The sequence below is a fragment of the Mycobacterium sp. IDUB_5 genome (assembly GCF_055419565.1).
The window spans coordinates 322,738-338,748 of record NZ_JBVAXX010000007.1; the positions used below are offsets into that span (position 1 = coordinate 322,738).

The following is a 16,011-nucleotide window of genomic DNA, read 5'->3' on the forward strand; positions in this document are numbered from 1 at the left end:
TCACATCCTGAAGACGCCGTAGGAGACCGGGTTCAGCGGCGCCTGGGTGGCGACCGAGAGCGCCAGTCCGACAACTGTTCTGGTGTCGGCGGGGTCGATGACACCGTCGTCCCACAACCGTGCGGTGGAGTAGTAGGGATTGCCCTGCGCCTCGTACTGGGCACGGATCGGCGCCTTGAACGCCTCTTCCTCGTCCGCGGTCATGTCCCCGCGGACGGTCGCGAGCACCGCCGCGGCCTGCTCGCCTCCCATCACCGAGATCCGGGCGTTGGGCCACATCCACAGGAAGCGAGGCGAATACGCGCGCCCGCACATCGAATAGTTGCCGGCGCCGTAGGACCCACCGATCACCACCGTCAGCTTGGGCACCCGCGCGCATGCCACCGCGGTGACCATCTTGGCGCCGTGCTTGGCGATACCGCCTGCCTCGTAGTCGCGGCCGACCATGAAACCGGAGATGTTCTGCAGGAACAACAACGGGATGACGCGCTGGTCGCACAGCTCGATGAAATGCGCTCCCTTGACTGCGGATTCGCCGAAGAGCACCCCGTTGTTGGCGACGATGCCGACGGGATGGCCGTGGATGCGGGCGAATCCGGTGACCAGGGTGGTGCCGTAGTTCGCTTTGAACTCGGCGAATTCACCGCCGTCGACGATGCGGCTGATGACCTCACCGACGTCGTAAGGGACGCGGGGATCGACCGGCACGACGTCGTAGAGCTCGGTCTGGTCGGCCACCGCGTCCACGACCGGGGCCACGTCCCAGGGGGTGTCGGCCTTCGGTGCCAGCGTGCCGACGATGCGGCGGACGATACGCAGCGCGTCGCGGTCGTCGTGGGCCAGATGGTCGGCCACCCCGGACACTTTGGCGTGCAGGTCCCCGCCGCCCAGTTCCTCCGCGGTGACCACTTCGCCGGTCGCGGCTTTCACCAGCGGCGGTCCCCCGAGGAAGATGGTGCCCTGATTGCGGACGATGACGGACTCGTCGCTCATCGCGGGCACGTATGCCCCGCCCGCGGTGCACGAACCCATGACGGCCGATATCTGCGCAATTCCGTTGGCGCTCATGGTCGCCTGGTTGTAGAAGATGCGCCCGAAGTGCTCGCGATCGGGGAACACTTCGTCCTGACGCGGCAGGAACGCACCGCCGGAGTCCACCAGATACAGACAGGGCAGCCGGTTCTGCAGCGCGATCTCCTGCGCGCGCAGGTGCTTCTTCACCGTCACCGGATAGTAGGTGCCACCTTTGACCGTCGCATCGTTGGCGACGATCATGCATTCGCGGCCCGACACCCTGCCGATTCCGGCGATCAGGCCGGCCCCGGGGCACTCGTCGTCGTACATCCCGTCGGCCGCCAGTGCGGCGATCTCGAGGAAGGGGCTGCCGGGGTCGAGCAATCCGTTCACGCGGTCGCGGGGCAGCAGTTTCCCGCGGTCCACATGACGTTCGCGGGCCCGCTGCGGACCGCCGAGCGCCGCGGTGGCCAGCTTGGCGCGCAGTTGCTCGACCAGTTCGACATGGTCGTCACGATGTGATGTCCGCGTCGGCATCGTCGCAGTCCGCCTCGAGTCGAGTTAATGATGACTAACTGGTGGTATGTTAATCACAATTAACTCATGATGTCCATCGGCTCGGAGAGGATGCGCCATGACCGCCGCCGACTCCGCGTCCCGACGTAGCCGGGCCAAGTCGGACCGACGCGGCCAACTGATCGCGGCGGCCGAGCACCTGATCGCCGAACACGGCTATTTGGCAGTCAGATTGGAAGACATCGGTGCCGCCGTGGGTGTCAGCGGGCCGGCCATCTACCGACACTTCCCCAACAAGGAAGCTCTGTTGGCCGAGCTGCTGGTCGGGATCAGCACCCGGCTGCTGACCGGCGCGTCGGCGGTGGTGGACGCGACGCCGGATCCTGAGGCGGCATTGGCGGCCCTGATCGACTTCCACCTCGACTTCGCCATCGGCGAGGCCGACCTCATCCGCATACAGGATCGCGATCTGAACAACCTGCCCGCGCCGGCGAAACGTCAGGTGCGCCGGGCGCAACGCCAGTACGTCGAGACCTGGGTCGGGGTGCTGCGACGCCGACGGCCCGAGCTGTCCGAGGCGTCAGCCCGGGTGATGGCGCACGCGACGTTCGGCCTACTGAACTCGACGGCCCACAGCATCAAGCCCGGGAGCACGAAAACGGCCGAGGCCACGTCGCGAACCGTCTTGCGGGCAATGACGGTCGCTGCGTTGACCTCGGCCGAATGCGAAATCGATTGAGCGTCAATACCACGCTCGGCGGCCGCCGACCGGACGGCCGACAGAGCCGAGCACCCAGAACACCGCGCCGATCACCAGCAGGACCACACCTATGTACAGCACTGTGGCGATGTTGAAGACCCAGCCCAGGATCAGCAGGATCGCGCCGAGAACGATCATGGCTCCTCCATTCCGCGATGGACTGTCAGGGATTACTGACTCGGTTCGGGCACATTGCAATCCGTGACTTTCGGATTGACACCCGCGTAGTTGAGCGGTCCGGCGACGACCGTCAGCGCGATGCTGCCGGCGGTGGCGCAGTTGGCCTCACCGCCGGTGAAATAGTCGCGTTGGTAGGCGGCGAACACCCCGATCAACAACCAGACGAGCACAATGACGCCGAGAATTCCTCGCATGTCCTGCCTCCTCCGTCATCGCGCCCACTGTGGCGCGCAGTCGGGTTTACCCGGCGGACAATTTCGGTAAACGTGCCCGCACCTCAGCCCGTGAAGGCCGCAGTCAACCAGCTCGTCATGGCTTTCAGGAGTACTGCGCGGTTTTCGCGCTTGTCGATCTCGTGGCCGTCGTCGTCGAACAGCAGCAGCTCGGCATGCGTGCCCTGCGCGACCAGGGCCTCGTACATCTGTTGCGACTCGCTGGGCGGCACGTTGGTGTCGTTGAGGCCGTGCACCAGTAGAAGCGGCGCGGTGATCGCGTCTGCCCGGGGCAGCGGCGAGAGCTGCTCGAGCAGGGCCTGATCGCTGACGGGATGCCCGTACTTCGGGTAGGCGGCCGCGGCAATCCACTGCTCGGTGGTGCGGTACCAGTTGTTCAAGTCGCTCATCCCGCAGATGCTGATGCCGGCAGCGAACTCCTCAGGGTGGAACGCCAGCGCGGCCTGCGTGAGGTACCCGCCGTAGGACCAACCGCAGCACGCGACGCATCCCTCGGGTGCGTACCCGCCGTCGACCAGGAAGCGCACCGCGTCGGCGACGTCGTCGATCGCGGCGAAACGCCGTTCCCGGTCGTCGGCGTGCATGAACGACCGGCCGAACCCGCCGGATCCGCGCACGTTGGGCAGGAACACGCAGATACCCGCGTCGAGCAGCCCGGGGAAGAACTCGTTGTAGCCCGGCCTCCCCTGCCCCTCGGGACCACCATGGAGGAACAGCATCGCGCCGATGGTCTCGACACCGTCCGGCGGCCGGAACAGCCAGCCCGTGAACTCCAGACCGTCACGCGCGGTGACGGTCTCCAGCGTCGGGTCCGCCGACACCGGACCGCTACTGGGTTCACGATCGACGACCTCCCACTCACGGGTACGCGGATCGACCAACTCGACCGTGGGCGGCATCGACGGCCCCTCGACCGTCAGCGCCAGCATCGACCCGCCGGCACTGATCGACAGCTCGCTGGCGACCATGCCCGGCAACGGGATCGGATCGTAGAGTGTGTAGTCGGCATACTCCAGGATCTGTAACTCGCTGGCGCCGTGGCGATTCCACAGCATCGCGACTGTGGACAGGTCGTCGCTGACGGTGAACTCGTCGAGTTCACAGCCCTGCCGTTCGGCCACCACGTGGTAGGCGACGCCGTCGGCGGTGACCGTCACCTCGAGCAGTCGCGCGTACTCGGCGCCGTTCTCGCTGCGGATCAGCGCGCGGACAAAGCCCTCCGTGCTGTTGACGTCGTAGTCACGAGCGGGGTGATAGAGCTTCGTCTGTTCGCCCTCCGGCCCGTAGCGCAGCCGCCGCGGACTGTGATCGTCCAGGATGATGCCGGTGTCGGTGGTCGAGCCGGGATCAAAGGGCAGCAGACCCGTCTCCGTGAGCCCCCGCAGCATGATGAGATCGCGGTATCCACGCGGCCCGACGCGCACCAGCGAGGCACCGCACCACGCGTCGACCAGCCGACCGGCCGAGCGCCGGTCGAGCACGATCGTCATCCCGTCGGCCGGATCGATCAGACACGAGCTACCCACACCGTCCTCGCCGGTGAGGATCGCCGCGACTCGGGTGCCGTCCCAGCTGATCAGCTCGGCGGTGCCCTCCACGCCTGAGGGCCAGTGGTCGATGCGTCGGGCCGCGCGGTCATCGGGATCGGTTGTGACGACCCAGATCTGGCTGCGGGTGCCGCCAACGGGTGAGACCTGACAGGCCAGCCAGTGACCGTCGGCCGAGTGCAGGACCCTGGTCACGGGACCGTCGACCGGCAGTTCCACGTCGCGCGACGACGTTGCCCGCCAGCCCCGCAGGAACCGCTGCACCGCGCGCGGGTATCCCCCGTCGTCGATCAGATGGGCGAACGCGGTGGCGTCGGGGGACATCGACGCCCCGTAAACCCGGCGAACCTGCTGTGCCACGGTGCTCGATTCTCACACGCTCGGCCCGTGGCGGCGCTCCGGGCCGCCGCGGCGCCGCCACAGGTACCCTGCAGCCATGAGGTGGGTATGACGGATTCACCCGACGGACGTCGTGACGACCCGACGCAGGCCTTCGGCGGCGGTTACCCCACCTATCCCGGTTACTCCGATCCCGCCTACGCCGGCCAGGGCCCGTACGGGCCGCCCTACCAGCCGCCGCCCGGCCCCCGGCCGACCGAGCAGCTGCCGCCCTACACGTCCTACGGCTACGACCCCTACGGCACCGGCCAGTACCCGTCCGGCCCCACCGCCTCCTACGGCAGTGAGCCACCCCCGCCGGAGGACCCCAAGCCGCCGCGGTGGCTCTGGGTGGTCGCCGGGCTCGCCGTCCTCACGATCATCGGCCTCGTCATCGCGCTGGTGATCGTCAACAGCTCCCGCCAGCAGACCGTGATGGCGCCCGCACCGGCCGCGCCGGAACCCAGCCTCACCACGACCCGGCCCACCCCGACCACCCAGCCCACACCGACGACGTCGCGCCCGCCGCTGACCTCTGTGCTGCCGCTGCCCACGCCGCCGTCATCACCCATCACCACCCCGGAGCAGACGACGCCGTCCGGCCCCACCGACACCGTCGTCTACACGGTGTCGGGCACCGGGCGCGTCATCAACATCACCTACGTCGACACCGGCGGACTGCTGCAGACCGAGTTCAACGTGATGCTCCCGTGGACCCGCGAGGTCTCGCTGGCCCAGCCCGCAGAGCGGTCGGCCAGCGTCAGCATCATCAACGTGGGCCGGGAGGTGACGTGCTCGATCACCGTCAACGGCACCCAGGTGCAGCAGCGCGACGGCGCCGGTCTCACCGTGTGCTCGGCGGGTAGGCGCTAGCCGCTGACGTGCCTGCCCGGCACGCGCACCGGGGCGAATGCGACCAGGCCCAGCACCAGCACCACCAGCAGGCCGGCCAGGCCCGCGCGATCGCTGTCGAAGATGTCGATGAAGGCGGAGAACAGCCACGGCGCGAGGAAGGTGGCGGCGCGTCCGGCGGTGGCGTAGAGCCCGAACGTGACGCCTTCCTTGCCGTGCATCGCCATCCGCATCATCAGCGTGCGCGCAGAGGCCATCACCGGGCCGATGAACAGGCACAGCGTCAGCCCGAGTATCCAGAACGCCAGTGCACCGGAGAGGGCCAGCAGCGTCACCCCCACAGCGATCATCGCCACCAGCGACGTGATGATGACCCGCTTGGCGCCCAACCGGTCGTCGGCGAACCCACCGACCACGGCGCCGACGGCCGCCACCACGCAGGCCGCGATCCCGAACAGCAGCACATCGGCGGTGGAGACGCCGTAGACCTGCACGCCGAGCACGGCACCGAAGGTGAACACCCCGGTCAGGCCGTCGCGGAACAACGCGCTGGCCCCCAGGTAGTAGATGACATTGCGGTCACGGCGCCACTCCTCGCGGAGCTCGCGCCAGATACGTCGATACGCACCGATGAAGCCCACCTGCGGCGGCAACACACCCGCACCCGCGGGCCCGCGCAGCAGCAGCGGCAGCGCGAACAATGCGAACCAGGCGGCCACCAGGAACATCGCCGCCCGCACGTTCTGCCCGTCGGCCGTGGGTAGTCCCAACAGCCCGCGGGTGTCTCCGCTTCCGGACACGAACCCGACGTAGACGATGACCAACACCAGCACACTGCCGAGATAGCCTGCGCCCAAACCCATTCCGGACACCCGGCCGGCGGTCTGCGGGGTGGACAGATCGCGAAGCATCGCGTTGTAGGGCACCGTGGACAGCTCGCTCAGCGCCGCGGTGGCGGCGAGCATCACCAACCCCGGCAGCAGGAAGCGGTGATCGTCGCGGATCAGACTCATCGACGCGACGAGCACCACCATCGTGGCCGTGAGCAGGGCTAGCGCCCGGCGCCGCCGCCCGGGGGCATCCACCCACACCCCAGTGACCGGCGCGAACACCGCCACCACCAGCCCGGCCACTGCCAGCGCGCGGCCCAGCCAACTCGTCGGGTTGGCATCGCCGGGGAGGTCGTCGCCGACCGCGTTGGTCAAGTACACGGAGAACACGAACGTCACGACGATCGCGTTGACCGGGGTGGCGCCGAAATCCCACAGCACCCAGGCTGCGACGCGGGATCGCACCGGACCGGCAGCTGGAGCCTGGACCGGAGGCGACTCGCTCATGGACGCCCACGATATAGTCAGCGCCCATGCCCGTCCCCGGACCCAGTGCACAGGCGCGTGCGGTCGTCACCGGCGCGTCCCAGAACATCGGCGAAGCGCTGGCCGTCGAGCTCGCGGCCCGCGGCCATCACCTGATCATCACCGCTCGCCGCGGCGAGGTGCTCGAAGCGCTCGCCGAACGCCTCCGCACGCGATACGGCGTCACCGTCGAGGTCCGCGCGGTCGACCTGGCCGATCCGGCCGCCCGCGCCGAACTGTGCGCCGAGCTGGCCGAGCGGGAGATCTCGATCCTCTGCGCGAACGCCGGGACCGCGACGTTCGGGGCGGTGGTGACGCTGGACCCGGCCGACGAACGCAAACAGGTGCAACTCAACGTGCTCGGAGTGCACGACCTGGTGCTCGCGGTGCTGCCCGGGATGGTGGCGCGCCGCGCCGGCGGCATCCTCATCTCCGGCTCGGCGGCGGGCAACTCCCCCATCCCGAACAACGCCACTTATGCCGCGACGAAGGCGTTCGCCAACACGTTCAGTGAGTCGCTGCGCGGAGAGGTGAAGTCCGCCGGTGTTCACGTCACCGTGCTGGCGCCCGGACCGGTGCGCACCGAACTGCCCGACCCTGACGAGCAGTCCCTGGTCGAGCGCCTGATCCCCGACTTTTTGTGGATCGACACCGAGTACACCGCGAAGGTGTCGCTCGACGGGCTGGACCGCAACAAGATGCGCGTCGTTCCCGGCATCACGTCCAAGGCGATGTCGGCGGCCAGCGGTTACGCGCCGCGGGCGATCGTCGCGCCGATTGTGGGCGCGGTGTACAAGAAGCTCGGCGGCGACTAGCGGCGGCGGCGGTGCCTGACTAACGACGGCGGCGCCGGCGACCCGTACCGAAGATGCTGCGCGTGATCTCGCGGCCGATCACCGTGCCCGCCGACCGCATCGCGCTCTTGAACGCCGGACTGTCCATCACGGTGTCGAGGAAGCCAGGCTCGCGCGGCGCCACCGGCTCCGGCATCGGCGGCAGGTCGAACGGCGGTGGCAGCGGAACCTGTTGCGGCTGCGGCAGTTCCGCTTGTGACGCTTCCGCGGGAGGGGCCAGCTTGGCGGCCAGACGCTCGTAGGCCGATTCCCGGTCGACGGTCTGCCCGTACTCCGCCTGCAGCGGGCTGGCCGCCGCGGCGGCCGCGATCGCCTCGGGCCCGATCGTGTCCATCAGTGAGCGCGGTGCGCGCACCCGCGTCCAGGCCACCGGCGTGGGCACCCCGTTCTCCGACAGCACCGTCACGATGGCCTCACCGATGCCCATGGACGTCAGCGCGGACTGCAGGTCGTAGACGTCGGTCTTCGGATAGGTGCGCACCGTCTTGTTCAGCGCCTTCTCGTCGTCCGGGGTGAACGCGCGCAGCGCGTGCTGGATGCGAGCCCCGAGCTGGCTCAGCACGTCCTTCGGCACGTCGGTGGGCTGCTGAGTGCAGAACAGCACTCCGACGCCCTTGGAACGGATGAGCTTGACGGTCTGCTCGACCTGCGACAGGAACGCCTTCGACGCATCGGTGAACAGCAGGTGAGCCTCGTCGAAAACGAACACCAGCTTGGGTTTGTCGACGTCGCCGACTTCGGGCAGCGTGGTGAACAGGTCGGCCAGCACCCACATCAGGAACGTCGAGAACATCACCGGCCGGGTCGCCTGGGCGCCGAGTTCCAGCAGCGAGATCACGCCGCGTCCGGAGGCGTCGACGCGCAACAGGTCGGCCGGCTCGAGCTCTGGCTCCCCGAAGAACGTGTCGGCGCCGTCGGCCTCGAGGTTGACCAGAGCGCGCAGGATGACCCCGGCGGTGGTCGTCGAGACCGCCCCGAGCGCCTTCAGCTCGGGCTTGCCCTGCTCGCTCGTCAGGAACTGGATCACCGATCGCAGATCCTTGGTGTCCAGCAGCGGCAGCCCCTGCTGATCGGCCCAGTGGAAGATCAACCCGAGCGTCGACTCCTGAGTTTGATTGAGGCCCAACACCTTCGATAGCAGGATGGGGCCGAAGCTGCTGATGGTCGCGCGCACCGGCACACCGGCCCCCGCGGTGCCCAACGACAGGAACTCCACCGGGAAGGACGCCGGCGTCCACGCATCGCCGGTGTCGGCGGCACGCTGGGTGATCTTGTCATTGGCGGTACCCGGCCGCGACAACCCTGAGAGGTCGCCTTTCACGTCGGCCATCAGGACCGGCACGCCCGCCGCGGACAGCTGTTCGGCGAGCATCTGCAGCGTTTTGGTCTTGCCGGTTCCCGTCGCTCCGGCCACCAGCCCGTGCCGGTTGACCGTCGCCAACGGGATGCGTACGCGGGCGGTCGGATCACTGACACCGTCGACGACGACCGACCCGAGTTCGAGCGCCGGCCCCTCGCCTGCGTAGCCCGCCGCGATCTGCTGGGCCGCATCGCTTGACGACTCCGTCACCATGCGTCGCACCTTAGTGCGGTGCGAGGAATTAGTGTGGATCGCTGTGCGTGACGAACTGGTGTGGATCGACTGTGAGATGACCGGGCTCGACTTGAGGACCGATCGCCTCATCGAGATCGCGGTCCTGGTGACAGACTCCGACCTCAACATCCTCGGCGACGGTATCGACGTGGTGATCCACGCCGAAGAGGACGCTCTGACGTCGATGGTGGATGTCGTCACCCAGATGCACACGAAGTCGGGGCTGATCGACGAGGTGCGGACATCGACCATCGATCTCGCCACCGCCGAGACGATGGCGCTGGACTACATCCGCGAGCACGTCAAGCAGGCCAAGACGGCGCCGCTGTGCGGCAACTCGATCGGCACGGATCGCGGTTTCCTGGCCCGCGACATGCCCAAGCTCGACGACTACCTGCACTACCGGATGATCGACGTCAGCTCCATCAAGGAACTGTGCCGACGCTGGTATCCCCGCATCTACTTCGGCCAGCCGGAGAAGGGGCTGGCGCACCGTGCGCTGGCCGACATCCACGAGTCGATCCGCGAGCTGCGGTACTACCGGCAGACCGCATTCGTGCCGCCACCCGGACCGTCGACCAGCGAGATCGCGGCGATCGCCGCCCAGTTGGGGCCGACATCGGCAACTGATTCGGCTGACGGGGGTTCCACCGGCTAGTATCGACGACGCCGTGCAAGCGGCAATGGTGGCTGTAGTTCAGTTGGTAGAGCACCAGGTTGTGATCCTGGCTGTCGCGGGTTCGAGTCCCGTCAGCCACCCCGCCGGTCAGGGGCCCCTCGTGGGCCCCTGACTTGTTTCTCGGGTCCTTTTCTTGGGATCGGTACAGAAGTTCGGCCTCCGGCTCTTCATCTTCTCCATGTCGATCGTCATAAAGCCCTTCCGTCAATTGTGAAGGCTTCGGGATACTTCTCTCGGGCCTGTTCAAGCACTTCCGGTGGCGCATTGCTGATAACTGCGTTCAACTTGGTCTGCGCCTTGTCAGCCCGATTCTCTGCCCGTTCTTTTCCATGTACGCCGAACCAGTAGCCAAACGTCGTGGTTACTAACGGGAGAACGACGAGCAATATGTCTTTTGCGCGCTGATACTGGTCGATCACGTTGCCCGCGTCGTCCCTCCGCGGAGAGTCACCGATGTGATGCGCCACTAGCAACAGCCACCACGCAGCAGCGGCCAATACGGCGGCGGTGAATGTGCCGCGCAGCAGAGCGCTCAGATTGTCCGACATTTCAATCCCTCTCCTGCCGAGCGATGCGATCGAGTTCACCGCCGAGCAGAGGTTCTGTTTCGTACTCAACAGTTATCGAAGCGCCGCGGCTTCAACCACACCGGCGGTCGGAGACAACGGAGGTCCTGCGGCAATGGAACAACACGGTAGGGTATGCGGGCTCCCGCCAAAGCCCTCCGCAATTCATTTGCCGCCCCAGTAGTTGGCAGCTTCTCGCTTCCGTACCAGACCACTGCTTTCACTTTGGTGCCATCGGCGGCGCCGTCGTTCAGCAGTATCAAATCTTTGCCGACCTGCTTCAATTTGCAGCCGATCTTTCGCCTCAATTGATCGGTAGGCATTCTGCTCCAAGGGGTTGCGTTGAATTCGTACAACGTGCGAGTTAGGTCGCTCCAATGATCAGCTTCGCGGGAATCGAGTTGCCGTCCGCGTCCATAACCCCTATGAAAATTGAATACTTTTTTTGTGGCTCGTGTTCCGAGACCGTGCGTTCTGATGACGTGATCGGCGTAGCGGTCGTGAATGTATGTTGCCCTGGCCTCTTTCCATCCCCGCGGACATTGCGGGTCCCTCAGCAGCATCGGGTTAGCCGGCGTCGGGGGCATTGGCGGCCTGCGCCACGGCGGCACCTGCTCCCGGCGAGTTCGGCGACGCCTGTTGTCTCCGCTACCGATTGGCGCGCTGCGTACAGCGTGTCTCGGCGAACCCTCTCTTCGGGCTGCAGCTCTCTGCCTGTATTCCGAGGCCTCGTAGGCGTTATCGTCCTCGCTCTGATCCGCCCCCCACTGTCGCCCCTGCGGGTTCGCGGTACCGCCGCGTTGCTGCCCCACGCCGCCGATCCACCCACCCGTTCGCCGCATCCGTGGCCGAAGGAGCCCAGGTGCACATCGGCGTGCGGCCCGGACGAATGCCAACCGAGCAACTTCATTCGGGTCGGCACCGGGCGGAGCGGCCGCCACCTGGCGGACCATTTCATGCGCGAGGCGCACGAAACTGCGCGCGATCCTGAACTCCCGATCTCCCTGAGTGACCTTCTCCAACTCAGAACTAAGAAGCCTCTCGGCGCTCTTTGCGGCAGCCGTGCCCCTCCCGAGCCGAACCCTCTCAGCCGTGCCGCCGAGCGGCAAGGCGCCCTGCGCCGCCGCCTTCAACACTTTGATTGTCTGCTGACCCCGCGGCGTCCGCGCGAAGTCGCGCGCACCCACGCTGACCCTCTCTACGAGGTTGTTTAGGAAGTGGTCCAATCCAGCTTCAGATCTCACCGCCAGCAGCTCGGAGACGACCGCCAGTTCCAGCATCTCCTGCAGCTCGTTCCGCATGTTGATCTCCTTGGGCCAGACGATCCGAACTCGCTCGGCCTCCTGGGTCAGGGGTATATCGCGAACACTGCTTCGCGCCGGGCCCCGCGAGTGCGGTTACCTGAAGTAGCTGAGGGCCTTGTGTCTCCGCTGCCAGCGGGCGCCGGCCCTTCCTCGTAACGCATCTGCTCTCGTTGGAACCATCGCGCACGATGGCGATAGTGGAAAGTCGCACGTCTGTGGGAGTTTCCTCGAGGGAGCAGCATGGCTGTCGATACGCCGTGGGCGGATGATTGCACGTCTCCCGGTCGCGGTCGATCCCGTCGACCTATCCCCGAACGGCCCCTGGTTCGGATCGTTGAGCGCGGTGGCCTCGAGCACCTGCCGAATGTTCTGTTCTAGCCGAGTGACATCGACTTCGATGATTCTATGGCCAAAGTACGGCTCTAGCGAATCTCACTGCAGGTGTGGGGTTTTGGAGGCCAAGATAAGCAAACGGCGTCTGCATGTCGAATCGGACTCGTTCCTAGTCAGACTCGACACACCCCTTGCGTGGAGGTCCGCGCGCGACGAACGCAGGACGCCCCTAGCTCAAACCGTGCAAGCCGAGCCAGTCGCACATTTCCGCGACCTTGCACGTGCTGACGCCACTGGGGTAACGGCTGTGCATCACCAGGATCGGGTGACCCAGTACCAGCGACCCCCGATGCTCGACCCCATAAGACGGACCCCGCAATTGGGACTGACGCCGACCCCATACCTCGGTGTTCGATTCCTCAAGCGGAAGCCGAATTTCGGTGACCCGCCCGGATCACGGACAGGAAGGGCACGCTCATGACGCAGGCTTACAACCGCGAGCTAGAAGACGAGCTGGAACTCGAGTCTGAGGACGAAGCGCTCAGCGGTGCGATGTCCCCGCTTCGCGAGGACGAATACGAGGACGAGTACGAGCTGGAAGCAGAATACGAGGCCGAAGAGGAACTCGAGGGCGCCTTTGAGGACGAGTTCACTCGTCAACTCTCCTCCGAATTCGAGGGCGAACTCGAGGGCGAAGACGAGTACGAGTACGAGTACGAGAGTGAGGGCGAGGACGAGGACGAGGCGTTCCTCGGCGGCCTGACTCAACTCGCCGGCTCGCTGCTCGGTGAAGAAGAGGTTGAGTTCGAGGCCGAAGACGAGGAGGAGTACTTCTTCAAGAAGATCGGTCGCTTCGTTAAACGGCACAGCGGGCTGCTGAAGAAGATTGCCAAGATCGCAGGACCGATGATCGCGACGGCGGTCGGCGGGCCCGCGGCAGGGGCCGCCGCTCGCCTCCTCACTCGTCAACTCGAGGGTGAGTTCGAAGACGAGATGGAGGCCGAGCTCGAAGAACTGGCCACCGCACCGATCACTGCGAGCCAGGCCCTCGGTGAGTACCTCGCGGCCAAAGCGGCCACAACCGAGTCGGAGTCAGAGGCCGAGGCTTTCGCCGGATCGGCAGTAACAATCTCGTTGACGGCGCGTGACAGGGCTCAGCTCGAAAACGTGCTGCCGCACCTGCTCCGCGGCGCCTCAGTGCTGACCCGGGTGCTGCACCGTAATCCCGGCACCCGTCCGGCTGTGCGCCTCATGCCTGGCATCGTCGCGTCGGCCGGGCAGACGTTGGCGCGTCACTCTGCTGGAGGAGCAATAGGGCCGGCCGACGTGGCGGCCGTCCTCGGCGGCGTCACCCGCCGCGTGTTGACCGATCCGCGCTGGCAGTCGGGCGCGGTCCGCCGCCACGCACGGGGTCTAACGCAGGTGCAGCGTCGCCGCCGTGCACGCCGTGGTGTGCCGACGTCCGGTCCGCGTCGCCGGTATCACGACGGCCGAGCGGTAACGATCAGGCGCCGCCCCATCAACGTTCATGCGACGACGAACAATAGTCGAGTTGCCCGGCCGCGCACCGGATTCGTGCGTGTGGTGACACCGGTGCGGGTGCCCGCCCAGGGTGGCAACCCAGCGCGGACCGTCCGCGTCGTGAGCGATGTCAAGGTTCCACGAGGGGCCGTCCCAGCTGGACGTTCGGCGACTATCGCCGGTCGCCAGCGGTAAAGACGAGGAGGAACAGATGAGCACTCTTGATAGTAGATATCCAGCCATCCAAGGCGAATTCGAAGACGAGTACGAACTCGAGGACGAGTACGAGATGGAGGCTGAAGGCGAGGACGAGTTCGAGGTCGAAGGAGAAACAGAGCAGGAGTTCGAGTTCGAGTTCGAGGTGGCGGCCGAAGCCGAGCGTCAAGCGGAAGGCGAACTCGAAGACGAGTTCGAGGACGAAGACGAGGATGAAGCCGAAGGTTTCGTCAATCCGGTGCGACGTGTCTATCGAGATGCCGAGACGATGGCACACCTGGCCCGTCAGGCCGCGATGACCGAAAGCGAAGGCGAGGCAGAGGCTTTCGTCGGCGCACTCGTCCCGTTGGTCGCAAAGATCATTCCGCGAGCTGCCGGGCTGATTGCTAGGAATGCGCCGACCTTGGTTCGCACGGCACGACGGATCACGCGCAACCTTCGCCGCGATCCAGCGACCCGTCGACTCGTTCAGGCGATGCCGGTAATACTTCAACGCACGGCACAAAGCTTGGCCGATCAGGCGGACGCGGGCCGGCCCATCGACGCTGACACGGTGACCCGCACCTTGAGCGCGATGACGGGTCGAGTCTTACGCGGGCAGCGAGGCGCTCGTGCGCTCAGCGCGGTCGACGTCTTCGACCGCCGGTGGCGTCGGCGCGCACAGTGGGCGGATCGCCGGCGCCTGAACGCCAGCCGCAACGGCTCCCGCGGCACCTATTCGCGCAGAGTCCAGCCGTACGGTCGGCGGCCTGCACACGGCAGGTCGGGCAATGTCGGTCGTCGCTGAGCCGCGCGTACCGTCCCCAGCAAGGGCCGGCGATGCGCTCGTTGTCCCACCACCTCGCGCTCGACTCCTCTCGTCCTTCGCTACGGGCCAGGCAGTCAATGTGCGACGACACCTCACCGCGCTACGGGACTTCAACAGAGCCGAGTTCGGCAGTTCGATAGCCCGGCCCTCCGAAGGGCACATCCAAGCCGTCAACCAACTGCTCGCCAAACTGCGGCTGCCACTCGAGAAAGCAGTGCGCGACGTCGAACTCGCGAGCCAGGCCAGTTTGCGGTCAGGTGCGGGCGACGGTGACATCGCGCATCTCCTCACGGTGAAAAGCCGCGCGCACGACTGGGTGCGAGCCACCGAGCGGGTGTGGGACTTCTACTTCGAGCTGTTCGGTCAACGGCAAGGAGCGTACGGCGAGTGGCTTTTCGCCTGCGACCGCATCGCACTGGATTGCTATCAGCACGTGTTTATGCGCATCGGCTCCCCGATCAGCATTCCCAGCCCACCACCGTACGCCTATATGCGAACGGGGTTCTCCCCGGCGACCTACCGGCGGAATATCCCGCTGCGCAAACTCGGTCGGCAAATGAACCCCTTCCCCCTTGTGCAATTGCCCTACCATCGGCTCGTCAATCCGTGGACTATGGGCGCCATCTTGCACGAGGTCAGCCATAACCTGCAGAACGAATTGGAGCTGCAGCGCGTAGTTCCGACTGCCATCGTGCGGGCAGTGCGGGCCGCTGGCGCTCCACCGGCGGTGGCGCGGACATGGGGTCGGTGGAACCGTGAGATCTTTGGCGACATGGCCGGCTGCATGCTCGGTGGGGAAGCGTTCGTGACATCGCTGATGGACGTGATCGGACGAACCCGAGACCAGGCACTCGGATACAACCCCGGCGGTGTGCATCCAACTCCGTACCTGCGAACATTTTTGTCCACTGAACTGTTGCGGCGCATGGGTTTTGCGGACACAGCCAAGGCTTACGACCGCACATGGCGGAGGCTCTATCCGTCCGCGAAGGAGGGCAACATCCCAGCGGCTCTCCTCCAGACCTCACCTGAGTGCATTAACGCAGTAGTAGACGCTGTCTGCTACACCGCCTTTCCCTCCTTGGGCAACAAGACGCTGCGTGAAGTCATCAACTTCAACCCACGGCACCAGTCGATGATCGACGAGGCCGCCATGCGGCTGGCCAAGGGTATCGATCCTGGTGTGGTCCCCGAACGGTTCCTCATCGGTGCGGTGCGGGTCGCGGTCGACCGCAGGCTCGCCTCGCCGGAGCGACTGATGCAGAACTTCTACCAAGAACTGTCGAGGCGGTGAGTCATGT

The 16,011-nt window shown here is 66.2% G+C and carries 14 protein-coding genes and 1 tRNA gene; 8 read left to right on the top strand and 7 right to left on the bottom strand.

Going from position 1 to position 16,011, the window contains the following annotated elements; genetic code table 11:
• Nucleotides 1-1,551: a carboxyl transferase domain-containing protein gene (locus ACZY1G_RS24060; RefSeq protein WP_463823803.1), complete on the bottom strand. Its 1,551-nt coding sequence runs from the start codon at nucleotides 1,549-1,551 to the stop codon at nucleotides 1-3.
• Nucleotides 1,552-1,648: 97 nt separating this feature from the next.
• On the opposite strand from ACZY1G_RS24060, the gene ACZY1G_RS24065 reads away from it, so the two are divergent.
• Nucleotides 1,649-2,269 (top strand): SACE_7040 family transcriptional regulator, encoded by a 621-nt coding sequence (locus ACZY1G_RS24065; RefSeq protein WP_463823804.1) that lies wholly within the window; start codon nucleotides 1,649-1,651, stop codon nucleotides 2,267-2,269.
• A 3-nt stretch (nucleotides 2,270-2,272) separates the two neighbouring features.
• Here ACZY1G_RS24065 and ACZY1G_RS24070 read toward each other — a convergent pair whose 3' ends face one another.
• The 3 genes from ACZY1G_RS24070 to ACZY1G_RS24080 all read right to left on the bottom strand — a co-directional run bounded on the left by ACZY1G_RS24070 (nucleotide 2,273) and on the right by ACZY1G_RS24080 (nucleotide 4,574).
• A complete protein-coding gene (locus ACZY1G_RS24070) occupies nucleotides 2,273-2,428 on the bottom strand; it encodes a DUF6131 family protein (protein WP_463817657.1) in 156 nt (51 codons plus the stop codon).
• Nucleotides 2,429-2,460: 32 nt separating this feature from the next.
• A complete protein-coding gene (locus ACZY1G_RS24075; RefSeq protein WP_335331227.1) occupies nucleotides 2,461-2,664 on the bottom strand; it encodes a hypothetical protein in 204 nt (67 codons plus the stop codon).
• An 83-nt stretch (nucleotides 2,665-2,747) separates the two neighbouring features.
• Nucleotides 2,748-4,574, bottom strand: a complete 1,827-nt coding sequence (locus ACZY1G_RS24080; protein WP_463817777.1) for an alpha/beta hydrolase family protein — start codon at nucleotides 4,572-4,574, stop codon at nucleotides 2,748-2,750.
• Nucleotides 4,575-4,697: 123 nt separating this feature from the next.
• On the opposite strand from ACZY1G_RS24080, the gene ACZY1G_RS24085 reads away from it, so the two are divergent.
• On the top strand, nucleotides 4,698-5,501 hold the full coding sequence (locus tag ACZY1G_RS24085) for an MmpS family transport accessory protein (protein ID WP_463823805.1): 804 nt from the start codon (nucleotides 4,698-4,700) through the stop codon (nucleotides 5,499-5,501).
• On the opposite strand, the gene ACZY1G_RS24090 is transcribed toward ACZY1G_RS24085, so the two are convergent.
• Nucleotides 5,498-6,817: an MFS transporter gene (locus tag ACZY1G_RS24090; RefSeq protein ID WP_463817661.1), complete on the bottom strand. Its 1,320-nt coding sequence runs from the start codon at nucleotides 6,815-6,817 to the stop codon at nucleotides 5,498-5,500. The genes ACZY1G_RS24085 and ACZY1G_RS24090 overlap by 4 nt on opposite strands.
• 26 nt (nucleotides 6,818-6,843) lie before the next feature.
• Here ACZY1G_RS24090 and cmrA point away from each other — a divergent pair, with 26 nt between their 5' ends.
• The gene (gene cmrA / locus ACZY1G_RS24095; protein ID WP_463817663.1) at nucleotides 6,844-7,650 is read left to right on the top strand and encodes a mycolate reductase; all 807 of its coding nucleotides are present in this window, start codon (nucleotides 6,844-6,846) and stop codon (nucleotides 7,648-7,650) included.
• Between the two features lie 19 nt (nucleotides 7,651-7,669).
• Here the strand turns inward: cmrA and ACZY1G_RS24100 are convergent, their stop codons facing one another.
• Nucleotides 7,670-9,262: a helicase HerA-like domain-containing protein gene (locus tag ACZY1G_RS24100; RefSeq protein WP_463823806.1), complete on the bottom strand. Its 1,593-nt coding sequence runs from the start codon at nucleotides 9,260-9,262 to the stop codon at nucleotides 7,670-7,672.
• Between the two features lie 43 nt (nucleotides 9,263-9,305).
• Here ACZY1G_RS24100 and orn point away from each other — a divergent pair, with 43 nt between their 5' ends.
• Both orn and ACZY1G_RS24110 read left to right on the top strand, forming a co-directional pair.
• Nucleotides 9,306-9,941: an oligoribonuclease gene (gene orn, locus ACZY1G_RS24105; protein ID WP_463823807.1), complete on the top strand. Its 636-nt coding sequence runs from the start codon at nucleotides 9,306-9,308 to the stop codon at nucleotides 9,939-9,941.
• A gap of 28 nt (nucleotides 9,942-9,969) precedes the next feature.
• A tRNA-His gene (locus ACZY1G_RS24110) sits at nucleotides 9,970-10,042 on the top strand.
• 108 nt (nucleotides 10,043-10,150) lie between these two features.
• Here the strand turns inward: ACZY1G_RS24110 and ACZY1G_RS24115 are convergent.
• Nucleotides 10,151-10,549 carry a hypothetical protein gene (locus ACZY1G_RS24115; protein WP_463823808.1) on the bottom strand — a complete coding sequence of 133 codons (399 nt, stop codon included), beginning with the start codon at nucleotides 10,547-10,549 and terminating at the stop codon, nucleotides 10,151-10,153.
• A 2,093-nt stretch (nucleotides 10,550-12,642) separates the two neighbouring features.
• Here ACZY1G_RS24115 and ACZY1G_RS24120 point away from each other — a divergent pair.
• From ACZY1G_RS24120 to ACZY1G_RS24130, 3 genes are all read left to right on the top strand, one after another.
• A complete protein-coding gene (locus ACZY1G_RS24120) occupies nucleotides 12,643-13,881 on the top strand; it encodes a hypothetical protein (RefSeq protein ID WP_463823809.1) in 1,239 nt (412 codons plus the stop codon).
• A 16-nt stretch (nucleotides 13,882-13,897) separates the two neighbouring features.
• A complete protein-coding gene (locus ACZY1G_RS24125) occupies nucleotides 13,898-14,689 on the top strand; it encodes a hypothetical protein (protein ID WP_463823810.1) in 792 nt (263 codons plus the stop codon).
• A 100-nt stretch (nucleotides 14,690-14,789) separates the two neighbouring features.
• Nucleotides 14,790-16,004 carry a hypothetical protein gene (locus ACZY1G_RS24130; protein WP_463823811.1) on the top strand — a complete coding sequence of 405 codons (1,215 nt, stop codon included), beginning with the start codon at nucleotides 14,790-14,792 and terminating at the stop codon, nucleotides 16,002-16,004.
• Nucleotides 16,005-16,011 lie beyond the last annotated feature (7 nt).

Excerpts from the sequence above, each read along its gene's own strand:
- ACZY1G_RS24060 (WP_463823803.1), bottom strand. The coding sequence starts at position 1,551 with ATGCCGACGCGGACATCACATCGTGACGACCATGTCGAACTGGTCGAG.
- ACZY1G_RS24065 (WP_463823804.1), top strand. The coding sequence starts at position 1,649 with ATGACCGCCGCCGACTCCGCGTCCCGACGTAGCCGGGCCAAGTCGGAC.
- ACZY1G_RS24070 (WP_463817657.1), bottom strand. The coding sequence starts at position 2,428 with ATGATCGTTCTCGGCGCGATCCTGCTGATCCTGGGCTGGGTCTTCAAC.
- ACZY1G_RS24075 (WP_335331227.1), bottom strand. The coding sequence starts at position 2,664 with ATGCGAGGAATTCTCGGCGTCATTGTGCTCGTCTGGTTGTTGATCGGG.
- ACZY1G_RS24080 (WP_463817777.1), bottom strand. The coding sequence starts at position 4,574 with ATGTCCCCCGACGCCACCGCGTTCGCCCATCTGATCGACGACGGGGGA.
- ACZY1G_RS24085 (WP_463823805.1), top strand. The coding sequence starts at position 4,698 with ATGACGGATTCACCCGACGGACGTCGTGACGACCCGACGCAGGCCTTC.
- ACZY1G_RS24090 (WP_463817661.1), bottom strand. The coding sequence starts at position 6,817 with ATGAGCGAGTCGCCTCCGGTCCAGGCTCCAGCTGCCGGTCCGGTGCGA.
- cmrA (WP_463817663.1), top strand. The coding sequence starts at position 6,844 with ATGCCCGTCCCCGGACCCAGTGCACAGGCGCGTGCGGTCGTCACCGGC.
- ACZY1G_RS24100 (WP_463823806.1), bottom strand. The coding sequence starts at position 9,262 with ATGGTGACGGAGTCGTCAAGCGATGCGGCCCAGCAGATCGCGGCGGGC.
- ACZY1G_RS24120 (WP_463823809.1), top strand. The coding sequence starts at position 12,643 with ATGACGCAGGCTTACAACCGCGAGCTAGAAGACGAGCTGGAACTCGAG.
- ACZY1G_RS24125 (WP_463823810.1), top strand. The coding sequence starts at position 13,898 with ATGAGCACTCTTGATAGTAGATATCCAGCCATCCAAGGCGAATTCGAA.